Source organism: Prochlorococcus marinus, assembly GCF_001180245.1.
Lineage (GTDB): Bacteria > Cyanobacteriota > Cyanobacteriia > PCC-6307 > Cyanobiaceae > Prochlorococcus_A > Prochlorococcus_A marinus_F.
The window spans coordinates 352844-370527 of sequence record NZ_CVSV01000131.1 but is presented as its reverse complement, the minus strand read 5'-3'; the positions used below and the strand labels follow the sequence as shown (position 1 = coordinate 370527).

Genomic DNA, 17684 nt, shown 5'->3' with positions numbered 1-17684 from the left:
CCTAATCAGCTGCACCGCCATTATTTGCTGTGCCTGTAACGTTTCCACCATCAGGTCTTCCATCAGTTCTTAATTTCCTTTTTTTGAATTTTCTAGCATAGGCTCTATTACGCTCCTGCTTTTCTTTTTTTAGATTCCTTCTCTTAGACATAAAATTTTTAACTTTTTATTATATTAGCTCACTATGAGCACTATATATTTTACCATCTTCCATATTTAAAATCCTATCAGCCATATCAGAAATTCTTGGATCATGCGTCACCATAAGTACAGAACAATTTTGCTCTTTTGCTAGTTTCCTTAAAAGGGTTACTATTTCTCTTCCTGTGACACTATCTAAAGCAGAAGTCGGCTCATCAGCTAATAAAAGTTTTGGATTAGCAGATAAAGCTCGAGCAATTGCTACTCTCTGTTTCTGCCCACCAGATAAGTCATTTGGCAACTTTTTATGATGTTCTTCTAATCCTACTGCTGACAACCAATTCCGCGCTATTTCTCGTCTTTGCAAATATGTTAAACCTTTTATTAAATCGGCGCCCATCTGGACATTCTGTTCTGCTGTTAAACATCTCAGAAGATTGTGACCTTGAAAAATCATTCCAATACTTCTTCTAAGAATCTGACGAGTTTTCCTTGATGCTCCATTTAACTGATTATTTAATACAGTTAAATCTCCACTTTGACAGGTTCTCAAGGCACCAATTAAGGTCAAAAGAGTCGTTTTACCACATCCAGAAGGTCCTTTCAAAAGAACCAACTCTCCTTTATCAATATTTAAATTAACGTCATTAAGAACTTGTTTTTTGTTCTCATTTTTTCCATAAAAGTGACTCAAATTATTTATTGAGACTGTTTTAAGATTTTTAACATTATTTTTTGATTTATTAGCTTTAACCATTTATCTTAAATTATTAAAAAATTTCGGCAGGATCAGCATCAACTAATTTACGCATCGCAACAGCGGCGGACCCCATACACATAACTAAAACTAATACGAAAATTAAAATAGTTTTGTCTGCGTCCATTATTATTGGGAGTTTAGTAGAACTTCTTATAACTGAGTAAAGTACTTGACCAGAGAAATAAGCAGGTAAATAACCAAACAAAGCTAACAAAAACCCCTCTCTAGCTACAACAAAGAAAAGGGACTTAAGTCTATACCCCATTGCCAATAAGGTGGCGTACTCTGGAAGGTGATCTGTAACGTCACTATAAAGAATTTGATAAACAACCACACACCCTACAACGAAACCCATCAATGCTCCCAAACTAAATATAAAACCTATTGCAGTACTATTTTTCCAATAATTCTTCTCAAATTCTATAAATTGATTTTTTGTAAGAACCTTAACATCATTTGGGAGTGATTTATTTAATATCCTTGAAATCAATTCAGGATTAGATCCTTTTTTTAGCTTTACTAGACCAATTTCTATACTGCCAGGAGGATTAGCAGGAAAAAGTCTTAAGAAGGTTTCTCTACTAGTTATCAAATTACCATCTGCGCCAAAAGATGGTCCCAACTCCACAAGGCCCTCAACAATCACTCTTTTACCAGCAACCTCAGTCTCAACTTTTTTTTCAGATAAGAACCATTCTTCAATTGGTCCAAATTCAGGTCTAGATAGTTTGTCAAAAAGAACTCTTGATGGATTTCTTAATTTATAAGCTTTCTTTGAGAATCCCTCATCTAAAAGAAGTGAATCGGAGGGATTAAAACCTAATGCAAGTATTGATCTAGTTTTAAGATTTTCGGGATTTCTCCAAAGTAAATAATTTAGATTAACGGGAGCAGTTTTTTCAACATCTTCTACTGCGAGAGTTTGAATTAATCTTCTTTTTGGGAATCCACTCATGCTTATAGAACTTTTTGATCTGGGACTTATCAAAACAAGATCAGCATCTAGAAGCTTATGAATAGTTACGCTCGTGTCAAATAAACCATCTCTAAAACCTAATTGCATGAACATCAAAATCCCTGCAAAACTGATTCCAGCTATGGCAACTGCTAACCTTAATGGTTGCCTAGTTAATAACAACCACGCTAATGGTATTTTTCTAAATTTTAAAAAAGAAAAACTCATTAGGGAATAAATTTTGCAATCACTTTCATTCCTGCATAGTTTTGAACGATATCTATAGAATCTTGATCAAGTTTTACTAGTACCTCGATAATTCGTGAATCAGCATCCCCTGTTGGATCAGTCGAAAGAACTTTTCTTTGTTTTACCTGAGGACTAATCCTAATCACCTTTCCCTTAAGATTTTTTTGGAAACCTCCATTCTCACTGCTCAATTCAACATTCTGAGAGATAAAGACCCTATCGATATCAGATTCATAAACCTCTATCAAAGCTTCCATTTTTTGACTAGAACCAATATCCAAAATCCCTTCATTTTTAGGCCTTTCACCAACTCTCGTATTTATTCCAAGGATAAAACCATCGATTGGACTCCTTAGTTTTGAATTAAATAGATCTATCTTTATGTTTTTTTGATCTCCGATAAGGTTTATTTTCTGTTTTTGCAATTTTAATAATTCATCTTTTCTCTGTGAAAACTCAACAAAAGAATATGCATCTTTGTTCAAAGCTAATTCATACCTTTGAATTTGATCTTTTTTTAAGGTAATTTCTTCGTTAATAGTATTAATTAGATTTTCGTTCCTTTCAAGATCAGCGATTAATTTTTCTCCATTTTCAAAGATTGCGAGGATATCACCTTTTCTTACGAAATCCCCTTCATTTACAAAAATTTCGACAATTCGGGGGGAAGAGCCAAATTGACTTATTGGAGCTGCCAATTGTCTAATCTCTCCCGAAGGAGAAAGTTGACCAAGTGCGGCAACAGCTGTAATAGGAGGTATGAAGTCTGAAGTTATTTCCTCTTTAAATTTTGAACTAGATTTATTATTTCCAGAACAGGAAACAACACCAAGAGATATTGGTGTAAATAATAAAAAATAAATAAATAAATTTTTTAATATTTTTAACTTCATTAAAAATCGAAGAGTACTGTTTTTATGTAGTTATTGACCCATTTTTCATCAAAATATTTTAAGAGAACCATACTAGTCTTCTCATTTTTCATTTGTTGAACACAATAATTTTTTTGAAAATCTATTCTCTCTTGGATAATTTCCTCATTAACTTCCGGTTTGGCTCTCTTACTTAATTTGATCAAAATAGTGAGGTATTGATCAACAACTCTACAGAAATCATTTTTTTCAGATTTACTTTTTAATGAAGCAAAAAATACATTATTAGAAAAAATCCCCCCCCATTTAGGAATCTCTCTCAAAGAAGTAAAAGAACTTTTATCAACTTCAGAAAGTAATTTTTCGTATTTCAAACCTTGGTTTTGTGAGGCAGGAGATAAATCAACAATGGCAGCAGAAACAATATCATTTATTTTTACCAAATCCATCCCAAAAATTGGGATATCAAACTTTGGATCAGGGAAAAAAACGCAATGTAATATTTTAAGATTCTTTGAAAATTCTGCTACTTCAATATGTAACTTTCTAAAACCTTTTGCTTTATGAAACTCATTTTCAATATAAAGTTCTCTGCCAATTTCTTTAGATATTATGTTAGTTAGTTTTGGATCAATTTTTATACTCTTAAGGTCCTCAAGCATGGATCTATGCTCTCTAATATTTTGTAACAAATCCAAAATAAGAGGGTCAGTTAATTTTGTTTTAGTTAAAGATTCAGACAACAAGGTTAAAAAGTACCAAAATAGAATTTAAAAAGAGAACTGAAATGAAAGTAGGAGATGTTAACTACTACACCCATTCAAGCAAAACTAGATGTGTGTTTGTGGACAATAAAGAATTGCCGCTTATAAGCATTGATATTTGGTGCAAAGCAGGTTCTTCATTTGAGGATGTTGATAAAAATGGCACTGCTCATTTTCTAGAACATATGATTTTTAAAGGATCTAACAAAATAATGCCAGGTGAGTTTGACCATAAAATTGAATCACTAGGCGGAATAAGTAACGCTTCAACTGGTTATGATGATGTACATTACCATGTCTTAGTTCCACCCAATAACTTTAAAGAATCACTTGCTCTTTTGACAAATATTGTCGTAGCTCCAGATTTTAATCCTGATGAATTTATAAAAGAAAAAGGGGTAGTTATTGATGAAATAAAACAACAAAATGATCAGCCTGAAGAGAGACTATATAATTATTTTTTGAAAAGGGTTTGGTTAGGTCCTAATTATGCCAATTCAATCTTGGGAACTGAACATAGTATTGAAAATTTAGAAATAAATGACCTTGTGAAATTTCATAGCAAACATTACACTACCGAAAAAATTTGTATTGCAATTGCGGGGAATCTCTCCGAAGAAATTTATGAAATTTTTAAAAAAAGTGATCTATCTGGCATAAAAGAAAGTCCGAATTTAATAAATCTAAAAAATAAACCTTCTTTAAAAATAAGGAATGGTAGAGAGTCAGTTAAGTTTGATAATTTAGAGTTTTCAAGAATATTTATGGCTTGGTTTATCCCAAACCTAAATGATCAAAAAAATATTATTGGACTAGAGATATTAGCATCCATACTCTCTGTTGGAAGAAATAGCAGATTAGTTAAAATTTTAAAAGAAGATAGTAATCTTGTTGAATCGGTATATGTAGATGTAAATGCTGGAGAATTAGGAGGATTGCTTATAATGGAAGCAAGTTGTGAGTCCAAGGATATTGATTTAGTAGAAAAGCAAATTAATAAAACAATATATGAGATCTCAAATTGTAAAGTCTTGGCTTTGGATGAAATAAAAAAAGCAATAAATATTGTTAAAAGTAACTATATCTTTAATTTAGAGACATCAACACAACTCTCTTCATTCTTTGGAAATGAACTTCTTTGGGGGAGAAAATCTTCAATAAATAATTTAGAGAGTCATTTAAATTATTGGAATGACTTGGATAACTTCAAAGAGATCACAGAATATATCCGTGGAGAGAAATTTACATTAGTTGCATCTCCTGAGAAATGTTAAAAAGATATTTTTTGAATAATAAAAAAAGAAATTTTTCAACTGCCTCAATTTGGATTAAAGGGGGCAGTGATATGGATAGTATTGGCAAAAAAGGGATAAACAAGATCCTTTGTTCATTACTTACCAGAGGATGTGAAGGTTTTAACAATTTCACTCTCTCTGAATATATTGAGTCCTATGGAGCAGAATTAAATCAAGAAATATTTGAAGATGGTATTTCAATAAGTATTAAATCCCTCAATGAACATTTCAGCAAATTATTCCCTTTATTAGACTTAATAATTAATAAGCCAATCCTCTCGGAAACTGAATTTAAAAAAGTAAAAAAATCTTCTATTGATCACATTAAAAAAGATAGAGAGAATCCATTCAATATTTGTTTTGAAAAATGGAGAAAAATTGTTTACACAAATCATCCATATGCTTTTAACACTATAGGCAATGCTAATGATGTCTCAAAGATTACATATGAAGATGTTTTGCTTGAGTTTAAAAATTTAAAAAATAGAGAAAAGTATTTAATTTCAAATAATCCCGGAATAAATGGAGAAAATTTTGAAACACTTGAAAAAAAAATCTTAAAAGAAAAATCAGATCCTTTAAATCATAATTTAAATACTTCGAATAGATTTGATTACATTAATAATGATTCAAATCAAACAATAATAATGATGGGAGACCAAACTTGCTCGCGAAGAAGTAGTGAATATTTTCCTCTTAAGGTTTTGGAATCATATTTATCTTATGGAATGAGCGCTGCTTTATTTAAACTTTTTAGAGAAAAACATGGTATCACTTACGATTTAGGTGTTTACTATCCTATCAGGAGTGGAAATGCTCCATTTTTAATTTATTTATCCGTAACTAATGATCAAGCACTTTTTGCTTTTGAACTTTTATCAAAACTATGGAAAAATTTACTTTTAAATCCGTTGACTGATGCTGAAATATTTTTGGCAAAAGAAAAAATAAAAGGTTCTTTTTTGTTAGGAAATCAATCATTAGATGAAATTCTACAGAGAAAGATACAGTTAGTTAGTTATGGAATTTCACCAATTTCTGAGAACGATTTAAATTCAAAAATAGATGAAATTTCTTCGTTAGATATTTTGAAATTAACTAATAAGTATTTTTCAAAACCTTTTCTGAGTATTTCTGGAAATAAAAATATATGTTTAGAAATTATTAACAGGTGGAAGAAAAACTTTTAGATTAGTTTTTCTCAATCTTATCAATATCTATTAAAAACGAACCTCTCCTAAACTTTACTTCAACAGTATCTGGAGATTTAATTGAAAGTATTTCCCCAATTTCATCAATTGCCACTAGATCAGGTGGTCTTAACATCGGCATATTATCTGAAGTCTTCAAATAAGAGATTGGCGCAATTAACTTAACCTTATCGTTGATCTCAAATTTCATTTATAAATTAGATACATTAAACAGTAGTATAAGCATAAAGTTAGAGAAAATATCAACGAAATGAACTGATTCAGTCTAGAATCCTAGAATTGACTTTCTGCAAATTAATGAATCAAAAATTTAAAACATTAATTTTATGGGCTTTACCTATACTTCTAGTTATAGCACTTTCCTACCAATTTTTATCTTCAAGCAACGTTGATTCGCTTAAATCTAATGGCACTACTGTTGCACCAAGAAATTCAGCGGTAGCAAGAGTTAGTTACGGAAGATTTTTAGATTACATTAATTCGGGAAGAGTTACATCTGTTGATATTTTTGAGGGAGGCAGAAATGCAGTAATAGAGACAATAGATTCGGATTTAGATAATAAAGTTCAAAGGTTGCGTGTAGATCTTCCAGGCTTAACACCAGAACTTATAAATATTTTAAAAAATGAGGGTATTAGTTTTGATGTTCATCCAATAAAAACAGCCCCCCCTGCATTAGGAATTTTAGGTAATTTACTCTTCCCTGCTATCTTAATTGGAGGTTTAATTTTGTTGGCGAGGAGGTCAAATGGTATGCCTGGAGGTCCAGGCCAAGCAATGCAGTTTGGAAAAACTAAAGCAAGATTTGCGATGGAAGCTGAAACAGGAGTTGTATTCGATGATGTTGCAGGCGTTAATGAAGCTAAACAGGATTTGCAAGAAGTTGTCACTTTTCTGAAAAAACCAGAAAAATTTACTTCTGTAGGAGCAAGAATTCCCAAAGGGGTTCTATTGGTAGGACCTCCTGGTACTGGTAAAACTCTTTTAGCCAAAGCTATTGCAGGTGAAGCTGGTGTACCATTCTTTTCATTATCGGGTTCTGAATTTGTTGAAATGTTTGTTGGTGTTGGCGCTAGTAGAGTTAGAGACCTTTTCAAAAGAGCTAAAGAGAATAGTCCCTGTTTAATTTTTATTGATGAAATCGATGCAGTCGGAAGGCAAAGAGGTGCAGGTATTGGTGGAGGTAATGATGAGAGAGAACAAACTCTCAATCAATTACTTACTGAAATGGATGGTTTCGAAGGTAATAGTGGCATAATAATCATTGCAGCCACAAACAGGCCCGATGTTCTAGACTCAGCGCTAATGAGGCCAGGAAGATTTGATAGACAGGTAACTGTAGATGCACCTGATATCAAGGGTAGACTATCAATATTGGAAGTTCATGCAAGGAATAAGAAACTTCAAGAGGATTTAACTCTTGAAAGCATTGCGAGAAGGACACCAGGTTTTACTGGAGCAGATTTAGCAAATTTATTAAATGAGGCTGCTATATTAACTGCCAGGAGGAGAAAAGACTCTATAAGTATCTCAGAAATTGATGACTCTGTAGATAGGATTGTCGCAGGAATGGAAGGTTCTCCATTAACAGATGGTAGAAGCAAAAGATTAATTGCTTATCATGAAGTTGGCCACGCTCTCATAGGTTCACTTGTCAAAGCCCATGATCCTGTTCAAAAAGTTACCGTCATTCCAAGAGGTCAAGCTAAAGGATTAACTTGGTTTACCCCAGATGATGAACAAACCCTTGTTAGCAGGGCGCAATTAAAAGCTAGGATAATGGGTGCTTTAGGAGGAAGAGCTGCTGAAGATGTTGTTTTTGGGGAAGGTGAGATTACAACAGGAGCTGGAGGTGATTTCCAACAAGTTGCTTCAATGGCCCGCCAGATGGTTACTAGATTTGGAATGAGTAATTTAGGTCCGATAGCTTTAGAAAGTGGTAATCAAGAAGTATTTGTTGGTAGAGATTTAATGACTAGAAGTGAAATTTCTGATTCTATCTCTAAACAAATAGATGAAAGTGTAAGAATAATGGTCAAAGAATGTTATAAAGAGACCTACGATATAGTAAGCAAAAATAGAGAAGCTATGGATAAGATAGTTGACCTATTAATCGAAAAAGAAACATTAGATGGTGATGAATTTATAAGTATTCTTTCCAAGTTCACCAAAATTCCTGAGAAAGAGAGATCACCCCAATTATTAAGCTAAACTTTTATTGGTTTCTTATCTAATACTAAATCAATTAAACCGTACTCAACAGCTTCGTTTGGGGACATATAAAAATCCCTATCAGTATCTTCTTTTATAGTGTCATAATCCTTTCCAGTTCTTTCTGATAATTCAGTATTTAGTCGTTCTTTTAAGAACAAAATTTCATCTGCTTGAATTCTTATATCACTGGCTTGCCCTCTAGCACCTCCAAGTGGTTGATGAATCATTATTCTTGAATGTCTAAGGCTGCTTCTTTTACCTTTAGTACCTGCCGCAAGCAAAAATGCGCCCATACTAGCTGCTAAGCCAACACAAACTGTATGTATGTCAGGCCTTACATGTTGCATTGTGTCAAAGATACCCAATCCGTCATATACGGATCCGCCAGGTGAATTTATGTACATATAAATGTCCTTATCTGGATCCTCTGCCTCGAGGAACAATAATTGAGCAACAATTCTATTAGCAGTTTCACTAGTAACTTGTTCTCCCAAAAAGATTATTCTCTCTCTTAATAGTCTCGAATAAATATCAAAGACTCTTTCACTACCGCCCGATTCTTCTAAAACTAAAGGGATCATAATAATATTTATCTGTTTATTAGATATTAACGATATGGAGTCAACATACGCTAACCTTATTAAGGTTTACATATAAAAAATTGAAAGAAAAATTGACTGTTTCAGATAGCAAAAAGTTATTTCATGAAAAATTTCCTTACGTCATTCCAGGTTTATATAAAAGAATAGTTGATGAAATGCTTGTCGAACTTAATCTTTTGAACCATCAAAATGAATTTACGCAAGATTATCTCTTTTGTGTCGGCCTCACCGAAACATTCAAAGAATTAATGAAAGGATATCAACCTGAAAAACACTTGGATCTACTTTTTGAATCTTTATGCAATTCTACAAATTTTGAGGCGAAGGAAATTAATGAAATATCTAAAAAGTCTCAAAAAGAGTTAAAGGATAAAACATCTAAAGATATCTTAAAATTATTAGTAGAAAAAAGTAATTCTAAACTTTATCCTTCAAGGATTTTGAACTTAGGGATATATATATTAATTTCAAACTCCCAAGACTTCAAAGAGAAAGATGAATCAGATAAAAATAAAATGACCTCTGATATTTTTGAGGAGTTAAGCTTGTCTGCTAATAAAGCAGAAAAAGATATTGGAATCTACAAAAGCAGCATATCAAAAATGGAACAGGCAAAAGAATTAATTGAAGAGCTCAGAGTCAAGGATAAGAAAAACCAAAAAAAATAATAACTATTTTTTTAACCTTTTTTTATCTTTCCAAGAGACATAGGATATATAAATTACAGCTAATGTTATGAATATGAGTAAAACAAACGATGTTAAGATAAGAAAGTTACTTAAATAGACTCCATAAGTTGAAAATGAAATCATATATCAATGGATCCGTCCCCATTTCTTCCCCAAACAACCATGGCAATTGAAAAAGTAAAAATAGCAGCCAATGCTGCCCAGCCTATTTGAAAGATCATTAGAATTTAATCGTTTTTATAAATATAACAGAACTTCAAAATTTTTTAATCATTTTAAAGCTAAAGTTAATTTCTCAGAAACAAAATTTTCCCAATAGAATTATAATAAAATTAAATTGGGAAGGTTAGTTTTAAATCATAGTACAAATATAGAAGGTCTAATTCCAATACTTCAAAAATTAGCACTGGAAAATAATATCAAGACAATAACTCCAGCTGTTATTTCAAGAGCCAGGGGAAGATCCTCTAAATTGATAATTAGATTGTCAGTGAAAACAATAAACGGATATAAAGCAATCGCAAGAAAGGGTAATACAGCGCAAGAAGTTTTTATTTCAACAGAGTTAAGTAAAGATGAATTGAAAGAAATCATAGATCTTTATAATGAAAAGTAATTAAATTAAAGGGTATTAGAAAATAGTTAGGAGAGAACAAATGAAATTAGTATTAAATTTTTTTATATTTTTATTGGCCTTTTTTTCATTTAGTAAGAAATCATTATCACTTACTGATTACCAAATAAAAAGATTTTGCGCAAAGGAGAAAAGAGTATCTTTATGTATCAAAAATTTGCAAGAGAAAAGATCTGATCTCCAAAAAGGAAAGCTAATTGAAATACCTGTGACCACTTACAAACGGTAAGTAGAAATTGAATTTAAATTTCAAATTCTGATTCAAAAATATTAAATGCATTTTTATAGCTTGTGAGAAGTTCTTCAGAATTATCAGAAAATCCTTTTCGTTCGTAATCTTCTTTTAATTCATCATATAAGTAAACCACTTTATTAAAGGCGCTCATATATTCTTTTTGTATGTCTTCATCATCGATATCATAGATTTTTGCCAGTACTAATTCGACATTTTTTTTTGATGAATATATTTTTCTCTCAAAATCTTTATTTAACTTCCTTCTTTTTTTTGCCATTTAAAGTTTCTAAATACATCTTAACAATACTCAAATTCATAGATAAATTAAATTAAAACTTATAAAATAAAGATATAGTTTCCAAATCAAAATAAAACCTCTACATTCCAAAAAATAATTGGATGATATGAATAATAAAGAAACAACTAATTCTAAAGAACTGAAAAAGCGTAACTATGAAGCCAAGACAATGAATACTTCCTCAAACTTAAAGAAAAAGAAAGATAAGGACCTTCCATGGTGGGTAGAGTTATTATTTGTTCAAATAGGATTACCAGATAGATTGCTAATAAAAATATTAAAAACAAAAAAAACATCTAAAGAATTTATTAAAAATGAAAAAAAATCAATAATAATTTTTTTCTTTGTAATTACTACATTGGCATATTTTTATCCAGTTATTAAACATGCAAAAAATAAATTAGATTGTGAAGCGATTGCTAAAAATTATATTATTAAAAATAAAAATATAATCGGAATTAATAATAGAGAAATAAAAATGTTATCTACAAATTTTTGTTATGGTGGCGAAGAAATCTATGAAATAGAAAATTTAAAAAATTAAATTTTGAATTATTCTCTATAAATAAGCATCTCAATATTATGATAGTAAGTTTAAGTTTAATAAAGTTTAAATTTTATTCCTATGACTGACGTAAAACTAAAGAAAGAAAACGTAAAAATGTATTTAAAAGATTTAAGGCAAAACTTAAAGAAAATGCATTTAGAAGTTACAGAAGAATTAATATTACCGAAGCCAGGTGATGTAAAAGACTTGATGGATAAAATGGATAAACTATTAAAATTAATAGAATCAAAATAAACTATAATTTAAATAATTTAGAATCATCAAAAGCTAAAAAAATGAAAATAATAAAACAAGTTCCTACTTTAATTCTAATCGCAATTTTCTTAATTTCTTGTAGGACATCTACTAATAAAGATTATCCCACAAACAATTTGGAAAAAAATATTGAGGATAATCCTAATTCAGAAAAGAAAAGAATGGAAATAAATTTTTCTTGTGGAGAGGATGGTATTTCAGAATACTTAGATGATGGATGGAATATTTTAAAAGAAGAATCCAAAGAAAAAATTTGTACCTGGAAATCCGTTCCTGCCACAAAAGATTGCAATATGGAAAAAGATAAAGGATGTAAAATAACAAAACCAGATAAAATAGGTGAAGAGAAAATTTATTTATTGGAAAAATAAACTTAATTTATGAATCCTAAATCAGAACATTTAGTTGATTTAATTTTTAAGAAATTAAAGACCTATAAGAAGAAAAAAATATTTTTAGAAAAAGAAAATTTGAATAAATTTATTCTTTTACTTTTCAAAGAAAACTGAATTCAGGTCTTATTTAACTTAACTGCTATAGTTAAATAAATTTTTTAATTAATACAGATATGGATAATGTTTCATCATTAACTTATATTCTTTCAATGATTTTTATTTTAAGTCTTTATTTTTTATTTAGGGTTACTTCTAGTACAAAGAATTAAAGAATATTTTCACATCTTTCCTAGATAATCGGATCATCTCTTAGTAGTAAAACCGAATGCTTATTTAAACCATCATTAATCCATTCTTTATATTCTTCTAGAACACACTTTTTATCAAAATCATCTAATAAATTAATTCTTTTTTTTGCATTATCTAGTGCCAACTTAATACAGAATTTATAATCGTTGGAGTTTTCTTGCATTTGTTTTTATTGAATCTTAGTAAAAATAATTTCTTATTCTGTATTGAAAATTACAATAATAAGCGTTGATTTAATAAGAGTATCAAGCAATACTGAAGAATTTTTAATATATTTAGGATAATGATTTTCTTTATAATAGTCCTATGTCCTACGAAGCAGGCAGTAAAGAATGTAGACATTTAATTGAAGCCAAAGAAAGCCTTCTATCAACATTAGATGCATTAAGTAATATACATTCGACCGATCTAATACAAATCCAAATTAAAGAAATTTACAATAAATTAGAACAAATGCACGACAATAGAAAAAAAATAGAATCAGCTACAAATTATCTTTAAATACAATCAAATTAACTGAAAGCTCTCAAAATTGACTTTTTATCTTGTTTACTTTTTTTTCTGATAATAAATCCAATAAAGCATCAAGCTGAGCGAGTACTTCCTTTGCTTCATTAAGATCTGGCAACAAATCTTCTTTGATGAGCATTTGATGCATCTCTCTAAGCTCTAACCTTATATATCTAAGGTGAGAACAAACTTCCTCTCTCTTAGTTGCACTCATATTTCCTTTTTGTTCTTTATATTATACAGTACGATCTTTTTTGACTCCCATATAAGTTTTGTCAATTTGAAAAAATTATTCAAACCCAATAACATATCAAAACCTTTTAAAGTCGAATTGTAGTAATATATCCTTCATGAAAAAGAAAAAATCTAAAAAAAAACAAACTAATTCAAATTTAAAAGATCAAAAATTAGGTCAAACAAAAAATTCTGCGAAATTAGTACTTTTTGTTTTTGGGATAGGTCCAATTATTGGCATAATAATATTTTTATACAGTAAGGGATTTTTTAATTCACCAACTATTTAAATCTTAAGTTATTAAAATTAATTTTAATAAAATTATCTTTAAAAAATTTAAAAATAATTATTGAAATTTTTTTAATGAAAATATCCTAAATTCTGCCATTTTTCTAGCATTTTCAGGATTAGATATCAAAAAAGGGTGATCTGATAAAAGTTCTAATACCTTATTTATCTTTAATCTTATATCATCACAATCAACATTTTCCCATTCCTCATCAAATGACATTGCAAAGCTATCAGCATTATCATATAGTTTATCTTTCATAATATTTAAAATTTAAATTTAGAAAATTTCAAAAATCAGAACCAAACTGAAAAAGTAATTAGAAGAAGCATTTAAAACTATCCCCATGAGTGTTTGAGAATTAACTTTTGATGAATGTTCTTTGAAATTATACTTTAATCCTACTATTTAAATTTATACATAAGTGCTATTAATCAAAATCTGCGTTGATTTGACAGAAGTGTTACAATATTGACATATATAAAGACTTATGGAAAATAAAGTTAAAAGGATAGGATATCTTCCTAGAAAGAGAGTACTTGAAATTATTGATGAAATATCCAAGAGCGAATCTATAAGTAGATCTAAAGTAGTTGGAATATTAGTTGAGGAAGCCTTAGATGCTAGAGGAATTGCGAATTTTGGATATAGTAATATCAGCAAGTCAAATATATTCAAGTCGGATAATTTTAAAGATCTCAAAAATGAAAATGCCCATCTAAAAGATGGGGAAGACGAATTTGTTGATGACAGTGGTTACACAGTTTCATCTCACAAAACTTTAGACCGCTCAATATCTTCTGCAGATATAGAATTAGCAAATAAAATAAATATTCTTAAGGAATCAGGATTAATATAACTTTTATTGAGTAATTACTTTATTTTTTAATGCATAATATTGGTTCATTGTTTATTCTTAGTCAAGAATAATATTCTTTTTACATAATTCGAATATTAAATCCTTTCTAATATTAATTTTGTAATTAAAAAATGAAAGATATTAAATGTCCTTCATGCGGCAAAACTTTCCGAATTGATCCCAGCAGCTTTGAAGAAATACTTCTTCAGATAAAAGACGAAGAATTTAATAAACAAATAAAAGAAAGACTTATCTTGGCTGAAGAAGATAATAAAAAAGCTTTGGAAATTTTAAAACGTGAGTTAAAAATACAGTTAATAGAGCAGAATCAGATTAAAGAGTCTGAGATCCAAGCTCTTGAATCTAAATTAAAAATAGCTGAAGAAAAGAAAACAAATGCCCTTAATGATTTAAAAAATCAAGCAACAAATAAAATTAATAAATTGAATAATGAATTAATCAAGTTGAAAGACGAAATTAAAAACCAGTCTTTAATTTCAGAATTATCTTTAAAAAACAAAATTAGTGAAGCTGTTACTAATTTAGAAAAAGAAAACTCATCTTTAACAAATTCCATTGAAAAGATGAAGCTTGAACATTCAATTAATGAAAAATTAATTGAAGAAAAATTTAAAAGCAAAATTAGTGAAAGGGACCTTACTATTCAGGAGTTAAGAGAAATGAAATCTAGATTATCTACAAAGATGATAGGAGAAACATTAGAAATCCATTGCGAAACTCAATTTAATCTGAATCGTGCCTCCGCATTTAAAAACTCATATTTCGAAAAGGATAATGATGCCACTTCAGGAAGTAAAGGCGACTATATATTTAGAGAATTTGATGAAAATAAAACCGAAGTCGTATCCATAATGTTTGAGATGAAGAATGAAAGTTTAAATGGAACTAATAAAAGAAAAAACGAAGATTTTTTAAAAGAATTAGATAAAGATAGAAGACAAAAATCTTGTGAATATGCAGTTCTCGTATCCCTTCTAGAACCAGATAGTGAACTATATAATGCTGGCATAGTAGATGTTTCTCATAGATTCCCAAAAATGTATGTCATAAGACCTCAATTTTTCTTGCCCATTATTTCTCTGCTAAGAAATGCATCTATGGAAACCCTTAAATACAAATCACAAATTGATTTAATGAAACGTGAGAATTTTGACATAACTAATTTTGAAAGTACTCTTGAGCAATTCAAAAATGCAGTTGGCAAAAATGTTTCACTTGCCCAGGATAGATTTAATGATGCAATTTCAGAAATTGATAAATCAATAACACATTTACAAAAAACTAAAGAGGCTTTAGTTCTCTCAAAAAAACATCTTTTATCTGCTGACAGCAAATCTCAAGATTTGACAGTAAAGAAATTAACTAGAAATAATCCAACCATGAAGAAGAAATTTAATGATTTAAATAATTTTGAAGATGAAGTAGCCTAAATAAAAAAGTTTTAAAATTAACAATAATTAAAAATATATTTAATTTCTAACTTATAAATATACTATTAATAATAAATTTCATAGTAAAGAAAATAATGTCTACCAACACACCTATTTTCAGTATTGCCAAAGATCTTAATGTCGAAAGTAATAGAATATTATTAGCCTGCAAGAAACTTGGAATCAATGCAAAAGGTGCTACAAAAAGATTAAATAAAGAAGAATTAGAAAAAATTAAAAGTTATTTTGAAACGGGCAAAAATGTGTCAGATGAAGTGATCAATTTAAATAAAGTTAAAACTAAAAGTAGTTCTAAAAAAATGGTAGAAAAGTTAAAGATAAAATATTTTGCTAACAGACTTATTCGTAAATCTTAAATAAAAATAATTTTTTTAATTACTTAAAGAAATAAGCCACAGAAGAAAAAAATAATAATTTATCATAAGTAAAAATACTTAAAATGAGCATAAATAAAATTTTAAATTCTCTTGAAAAATCCTGGGAAAGAGATGATATTCTTTTAAATATAAAGAAGGGTTTAGGGATAGATGAGATAGTTAATGAATTTCTTATAAAAAACGAAAGACAAATTAAAGAATTAAATTCTTTATTACGTCCAGAAGATATTGAATTATTAAATCAAGTAGAAAAACTCTCAACTTGCGAATCTAAATTAATAAATGAGATTAAAAATTTAAATTACTTAGAAAAGAATGAAAATCATCTTATTAATAAAAAAAAGATTGTTCCATCTAATAGAGTTTCTTTCAACAAAATCAGTTCATTCATGATTAATTGGAGTAACAAATTTGTAGTTATTGCTTTACTTACAATTTCAGCCATAGCTTTATCAAAACAAGCGTGGGCATAATTAGCTAAATTAACTTCATTGTAAGATATGTAGTTTTGAGAACTAAACAAGAATATTTAATTAGATATAAAGATGGAAATCTTTATTGTGAACTTGCTGATATTTGGATTGATCCAAGCAAGGCAGTAAAAAAGGCATTAATAACACATGCTCATTTTGATCACTTTACATTTGGCTGTGAAGAATACATTTCTACTAAGGAAACTGCGATACTTCTTAAAGAAAGAGTTGGAGATAATATCAAAATTAAGACTTTTGAATATGGAGAAGAATTTAAGATAAATGGCATTAATATTTCTTTTCATCCATCCGGTCACATCCTTGGATCTAGTCAAATAAGGTTTATTTTTGCTGAAGAAAAATGGCTAATTTCAGGTGACTTTAAGCTTCAAAAAGATCAGACTTGCAAACAATATGAAATAGTAAAAACGGACTATTTAATAAGCGAATGTACTTTTGGTTTACCAATATTCAAGTGGGATGAATCAAATAAAATAGCAAACGATATTTCAAAATGGATAACTAATTCACCAGAAAAAACTTCTTTACTTTTCTGCTATTCACTTGGAAAAGCTCAGAGATTGTTAAACGAAATTAGTCAAACAAATTTTAAAGGCAATATTTATTCCCATGGCAGTATTCATAAAATTAACAATAGTTATAGGGAACTTGGAATTGATATAAAAGATACTATAAAAATTGAAAATAAAAAAAAGATAGATGAACTTAAAGGAAGTCTAATATTATTACCGCCATCTTTAAGTAAGGGTTCTTATTTAAAAAATTTCAAAAACATTCAAACAGCTTTCGCGAGTGGATGGATGTCAATAAGAGCTCTAAGAAAAAGATCGGGATATGATAAAGGATTCGCAATCTCTGATCATGCGGATTGGGATGGAATTCTGGAAGTAGTAAAAAAGTCTGAAGCAAAAAATGTATTTTTTCATCATGGAGATAGTGAAGCCTTAAGTAAATATTTATTTGAAAAGGAATCAATAAATGTCCTTTTATTCAGTAAATAAA

27 protein-coding genes are annotated in these 17684 nt (G+C 29.3%); 15 read left to right on the top strand and 12 right to left on the bottom strand.

Features of this window, described 5'->3' with window-relative positions; genetic code table 11:
- Nucleotide 1: 1 nt before the first annotated feature.
- Genes AMO19_RS08325 through AMO19_RS07310 form a run of 5 tightly spaced genes read right to left on the bottom strand, consistent with a single transcriptional unit; the run spans nucleotide 2 to nucleotide 3723 of the window.
- Nucleotides 2-151 (bottom strand): hypothetical protein, encoded by a 150-nt coding sequence (locus AMO19_RS08325; RefSeq protein ID WP_011376314.1) that lies wholly within the window; start codon nucleotides 149-151, stop codon nucleotides 2-4.
- An 18-nt stretch (nucleotides 152-169) separates the two neighbouring features.
- Nucleotides 170-898 (bottom strand): DevA family ABC transporter ATP-binding protein, encoded by a 729-nt coding sequence (locus AMO19_RS07325; protein WP_025953735.1) that lies wholly within the window; start codon nucleotides 896-898, stop codon nucleotides 170-172.
- 13 nt (nucleotides 899-911) lie between these two features.
- Complete coding sequence (gene devC / locus AMO19_RS07320) at nucleotides 912-2084, bottom strand: ABC transporter permease DevC (RefSeq protein ID WP_075507909.1); 1173 nt, start codon at nucleotides 2082-2084, stop codon at nucleotides 912-914.
- Complete coding sequence (locus AMO19_RS07315) at nucleotides 2084-2998, bottom strand: HlyD family efflux transporter periplasmic adaptor subunit (RefSeq protein ID WP_075507908.1); 915 nt, start codon at nucleotides 2996-2998, stop codon at nucleotides 2084-2086. Before AMO19_RS07315 ends, devC begins: the two co-directional genes overlap by 1 nt.
- Nucleotides 2998-3723 carry a phycocyanobilin:ferredoxin oxidoreductase gene (locus tag AMO19_RS07310; protein ID WP_075507907.1) on the bottom strand — a complete coding sequence of 242 codons (726 nt, stop codon included), beginning with the start codon at nucleotides 3721-3723 and terminating at the stop codon, nucleotides 2998-3000. Before AMO19_RS07310 ends, AMO19_RS07315 begins: the two co-directional genes overlap by 1 nt.
- A gap of 41 nt (nucleotides 3724-3764) precedes the next feature.
- Here AMO19_RS07310 and AMO19_RS07305 point away from each other — a divergent pair, with 41 nt between their 5' ends.
- Complete coding sequence (locus tag AMO19_RS07305; RefSeq protein WP_075507906.1) at nucleotides 3765-5015, top strand: M16 family metallopeptidase; 1251 nt, start codon at nucleotides 3765-3767, stop codon at nucleotides 5013-5015.
- A complete protein-coding gene (locus tag AMO19_RS07300) occupies nucleotides 5009-6226 on the top strand; it encodes a M16 family metallopeptidase (RefSeq protein ID WP_075507905.1) in 1218 nt (405 codons plus the stop codon). Before AMO19_RS07305 ends, AMO19_RS07300 begins: the two co-directional genes overlap by 7 nt.
- Before the next feature lies 1 nt (nucleotide 6227).
- On the opposite strand, the gene AMO19_RS07295 is transcribed toward AMO19_RS07300, so the two are convergent.
- Complete coding sequence (locus AMO19_RS07295; RefSeq protein ID WP_075507904.1) at nucleotides 6228-6437, bottom strand: NAD(P)H dehydrogenase assembly family protein; 210 nt, start codon at nucleotides 6435-6437, stop codon at nucleotides 6228-6230.
- A 107-nt stretch (nucleotides 6438-6544) separates the two neighbouring features.
- Here AMO19_RS07295 and ftsH point away from each other — a divergent pair, with 107 nt between their 5' ends.
- Nucleotides 6545-8458, top strand: a complete 1914-nt coding sequence (ftsH, locus tag AMO19_RS07290) for an ATP-dependent zinc metalloprotease FtsH (RefSeq protein ID WP_075507903.1) — start codon at nucleotides 6545-6547, stop codon at nucleotides 8456-8458.
- Here ftsH and clpP read toward each other — a convergent pair.
- Nucleotides 8455-9045 (bottom strand): ATP-dependent Clp endopeptidase proteolytic subunit ClpP, encoded by a 591-nt coding sequence (clpP, locus tag AMO19_RS07285; RefSeq protein WP_257008990.1) that lies wholly within the window; start codon nucleotides 9043-9045, stop codon nucleotides 8455-8457. The genes ftsH and clpP overlap by 4 nt on opposite strands.
- Before the next feature lie 89 nt (nucleotides 9046-9134).
- On the opposite strand from clpP, the gene psb29 reads away from it, so the two are divergent.
- Entirely contained in the window at nucleotides 9135-9731 is a 597-nt protein-coding gene (gene psb29, locus AMO19_RS07280; RefSeq protein WP_257008984.1) for a photosystem II biogenesis protein Psp29, read from the top strand.
- Between the two features lie 140 nt (nucleotides 9732-9871).
- Here the strand turns inward: psb29 and petN are convergent, their stop codons facing one another.
- Nucleotides 9872-9973 (bottom strand): cytochrome b6-f complex subunit PetN, encoded by a 102-nt coding sequence (petN, locus tag AMO19_RS07275; RefSeq protein WP_011376303.1) that lies wholly within the window; start codon nucleotides 9971-9973, stop codon nucleotides 9872-9874.
- 116 nt (nucleotides 9974-10089) lie between these two features.
- Between petN and AMO19_RS07270 the strand changes: the two genes are divergently transcribed.
- Complete coding sequence (locus tag AMO19_RS07270) at nucleotides 10090-10368, top strand: DUF2103 domain-containing protein (RefSeq protein WP_075507900.1); 279 nt, start codon at nucleotides 10090-10092, stop codon at nucleotides 10366-10368.
- Between the two features lie 260 nt (nucleotides 10369-10628).
- Here AMO19_RS07270 and AMO19_RS07260 read toward each other — a convergent pair whose 3' ends face one another.
- Complete coding sequence (locus AMO19_RS07260) at nucleotides 10629-10898, bottom strand: hypothetical protein (protein ID WP_075507898.1); 270 nt, start codon at nucleotides 10896-10898, stop codon at nucleotides 10629-10631.
- A gap of 127 nt (nucleotides 10899-11025) precedes the next feature.
- Here AMO19_RS07260 and AMO19_RS07255 point away from each other — a divergent pair, with 127 nt between their 5' ends.
- From AMO19_RS07255 to AMO19_RS07250, 3 genes are all read left to right on the top strand, one after another.
- Complete coding sequence (locus tag AMO19_RS07255; protein ID WP_075508057.1) at nucleotides 11026-11463, top strand: hypothetical protein; 438 nt, start codon at nucleotides 11026-11028, stop codon at nucleotides 11461-11463.
- An 81-nt stretch (nucleotides 11464-11544) separates the two neighbouring features.
- Nucleotides 11545-11721, top strand: a complete 177-nt coding sequence (locus AMO19_RS08635) for a hypothetical protein (RefSeq protein ID WP_179850537.1) — start codon at nucleotides 11545-11547, stop codon at nucleotides 11719-11721.
- A gap of 41 nt (nucleotides 11722-11762) precedes the next feature.
- The gene (locus tag AMO19_RS07250) at nucleotides 11763-12113 is read left to right on the top strand and encodes an alpha-2-macroglobulin (protein WP_075507897.1); all 351 of its coding nucleotides are present in this window, start codon (nucleotides 11763-11765) and stop codon (nucleotides 12111-12113) included.
- Between the two features lie 313 nt (nucleotides 12114-12426).
- Here the strand turns inward: AMO19_RS07250 and AMO19_RS07245 are convergent, their stop codons facing one another.
- Nucleotides 12427-12609, bottom strand: a complete 183-nt coding sequence (locus AMO19_RS07245; RefSeq protein WP_075507896.1) for a hypothetical protein — start codon at nucleotides 12607-12609, stop codon at nucleotides 12427-12429.
- 143 nt (nucleotides 12610-12752) lie between these two features.
- Between AMO19_RS07245 and AMO19_RS07240 the strand changes: the two genes are divergently transcribed.
- On the top strand, nucleotides 12753-12947 hold the full coding sequence (locus tag AMO19_RS07240; protein WP_011818239.1) for a hypothetical protein: 195 nt from the start codon (nucleotides 12753-12755) through the stop codon (nucleotides 12945-12947).
- Nucleotides 12948-12972: 25 nt separating this feature from the next.
- On the opposite strand, the gene AMO19_RS07235 is transcribed toward AMO19_RS07240, so the two are convergent.
- A complete protein-coding gene (locus tag AMO19_RS07235) occupies nucleotides 12973-13170 on the bottom strand; it encodes a hypothetical protein (RefSeq protein ID WP_025972019.1) in 198 nt (65 codons plus the stop codon).
- Nucleotides 13171-13306: 136 nt separating this feature from the next.
- Between AMO19_RS07235 and AMO19_RS08630 the strand changes: the two genes are divergently transcribed.
- On the top strand, nucleotides 13307-13480 hold the full coding sequence (locus AMO19_RS08630) for a hypothetical protein (protein WP_011818237.1): 174 nt from the start codon (nucleotides 13307-13309) through the stop codon (nucleotides 13478-13480).
- Nucleotides 13481-13537: 57 nt separating this feature from the next.
- On the opposite strand, the gene AMO19_RS07230 is transcribed toward AMO19_RS08630, so the two are convergent.
- A complete protein-coding gene (locus AMO19_RS07230; protein ID WP_025972018.1) occupies nucleotides 13538-13741 on the bottom strand; it encodes a hypothetical protein in 204 nt (67 codons plus the stop codon).
- Nucleotides 13742-13970: 229 nt separating this feature from the next.
- Here AMO19_RS07230 and AMO19_RS07225 point away from each other — a divergent pair, with 229 nt between their 5' ends.
- The 5 genes from AMO19_RS07225 (at nucleotide 13971) to AMO19_RS07205 (ending at nucleotide 17683) form a co-directional block, all read left to right on the top strand.
- On the top strand, nucleotides 13971-14339 hold the full coding sequence (locus AMO19_RS07225; protein WP_075507895.1) for a CopG family transcriptional regulator: 369 nt from the start codon (nucleotides 13971-13973) through the stop codon (nucleotides 14337-14339).
- Between the two features lie 131 nt (nucleotides 14340-14470).
- On the top strand, nucleotides 14471-15790 hold the full coding sequence (locus AMO19_RS07220; RefSeq protein ID WP_075507894.1) for a DUF2130 domain-containing protein: 1320 nt from the start codon (nucleotides 14471-14473) through the stop codon (nucleotides 15788-15790).
- A 95-nt stretch (nucleotides 15791-15885) separates the two neighbouring features.
- Nucleotides 15886-16167, top strand: a complete 282-nt coding sequence (locus AMO19_RS07215) for a translation initiation factor IF-2 N-terminal domain-containing protein (RefSeq protein ID WP_075507893.1) — start codon at nucleotides 15886-15888, stop codon at nucleotides 16165-16167.
- Nucleotides 16168-16250: 83 nt separating this feature from the next.
- Entirely contained in the window at nucleotides 16251-16661 is a 411-nt protein-coding gene (locus AMO19_RS07210) for a competence protein ComC (RefSeq protein WP_075507892.1), read from the top strand.
- A 35-nt stretch (nucleotides 16662-16696) separates the two neighbouring features.
- A complete protein-coding gene (locus tag AMO19_RS07205) occupies nucleotides 16697-17683 on the top strand; it encodes a ligase-associated DNA damage response exonuclease (RefSeq protein WP_075507891.1) in 987 nt (328 codons plus the stop codon).
- Nucleotide 17684 lies beyond the last annotated feature (1 nt).

What these genes read in the sequence shown, in the direction of transcription:
- AMO19_RS08325 (WP_011376314.1), bottom strand. Translation starts at nt 151, where the DNA reads ATGTCTAAGAGAAGGAATCTAAAAAAAGAAAAGCAGGAGCGTAATAGA.
- AMO19_RS07325 (WP_025953735.1), bottom strand. Translation starts at nt 898, where the DNA reads ATGGTTAAAGCTAATAAATCAAAAAATAATGTTAAAAATCTTAAAACA.
- devC (WP_075507909.1), bottom strand. Translation starts at nt 2,084, where the DNA reads ATGAGTTTTTCTTTTTTAAAATTTAGAAAAATACCATTAGCGTGGTTG.
- AMO19_RS07315 (WP_075507908.1), bottom strand. Translation starts at nt 2,998, where the DNA reads ATGAAGTTAAAAATATTAAAAAATTTATTTATTTATTTTTTATTATTT.
- AMO19_RS07305 (WP_075507906.1), top strand. Translation starts at nt 3,765, where the DNA reads ATGAAAGTAGGAGATGTTAACTACTACACCCATTCAAGCAAAACTAGA.
- AMO19_RS07300 (WP_075507905.1), top strand. Translation starts at nt 5,009, where the DNA reads ATGTTAAAAAGATATTTTTTGAATAATAAAAAAAGAAATTTTTCAACT.
- AMO19_RS07295 (WP_075507904.1), bottom strand. Translation starts at nt 6,437, where the DNA reads ATGAAATTTGAGATCAACGATAAGGTTAAGTTAATTGCGCCAATCTCT.
- ftsH (WP_075507903.1), top strand. Translation starts at nt 6,545, where the DNA reads ATGAATCAAAAATTTAAAACATTAATTTTATGGGCTTTACCTATACTT.
- petN (WP_011376303.1), bottom strand. Translation starts at nt 9,973, where the DNA reads ATGATCTTTCAAATAGGCTGGGCAGCATTGGCTGCTATTTTTACTTTT.
- AMO19_RS07260 (WP_075507898.1), bottom strand. Translation starts at nt 10,898, where the DNA reads ATGGCAAAAAAAAGAAGGAAGTTAAATAAAGATTTTGAGAGAAAAATA.
- AMO19_RS07255 (WP_075508057.1), top strand. Translation starts at nt 11,026, where the DNA reads ATGAATAATAAAGAAACAACTAATTCTAAAGAACTGAAAAAGCGTAAC.
- AMO19_RS08635 (WP_179850537.1), top strand. Translation starts at nt 11,545, where the DNA reads ATGACTGACGTAAAACTAAAGAAAGAAAACGTAAAAATGTATTTAAAA.
- AMO19_RS07250 (WP_075507897.1), top strand. Translation starts at nt 11,763, where the DNA reads ATGAAAATAATAAAACAAGTTCCTACTTTAATTCTAATCGCAATTTTC.
- AMO19_RS07245 (WP_075507896.1), bottom strand. Translation starts at nt 12,609, where the DNA reads ATGCAAGAAAACTCCAACGATTATAAATTCTGTATTAAGTTGGCACTA.
- AMO19_RS07240 (WP_011818239.1), top strand. Translation starts at nt 12,753, where the DNA reads ATGTCCTACGAAGCAGGCAGTAAAGAATGTAGACATTTAATTGAAGCC.
- AMO19_RS07235 (WP_025972019.1), bottom strand. Translation starts at nt 13,170, where the DNA reads ATGAGTGCAACTAAGAGAGAGGAAGTTTGTTCTCACCTTAGATATATA.
- AMO19_RS08630 (WP_011818237.1), top strand. Translation starts at nt 13,307, where the DNA reads ATGAAAAAGAAAAAATCTAAAAAAAAACAAACTAATTCAAATTTAAAA.
- AMO19_RS07230 (WP_025972018.1), bottom strand. Translation starts at nt 13,741, where the DNA reads ATGAAAGATAAACTATATGATAATGCTGATAGCTTTGCAATGTCATTT.
- AMO19_RS07225 (WP_075507895.1), top strand. Translation starts at nt 13,971, where the DNA reads ATGGAAAATAAAGTTAAAAGGATAGGATATCTTCCTAGAAAGAGAGTA.
- AMO19_RS07220 (WP_075507894.1), top strand. Translation starts at nt 14,471, where the DNA reads ATGAAAGATATTAAATGTCCTTCATGCGGCAAAACTTTCCGAATTGAT.
- AMO19_RS07215 (WP_075507893.1), top strand. Translation starts at nt 15,886, where the DNA reads ATGTCTACCAACACACCTATTTTCAGTATTGCCAAAGATCTTAATGTC.
- AMO19_RS07210 (WP_075507892.1), top strand. Translation starts at nt 16,251, where the DNA reads ATGAGCATAAATAAAATTTTAAATTCTCTTGAAAAATCCTGGGAAAGA.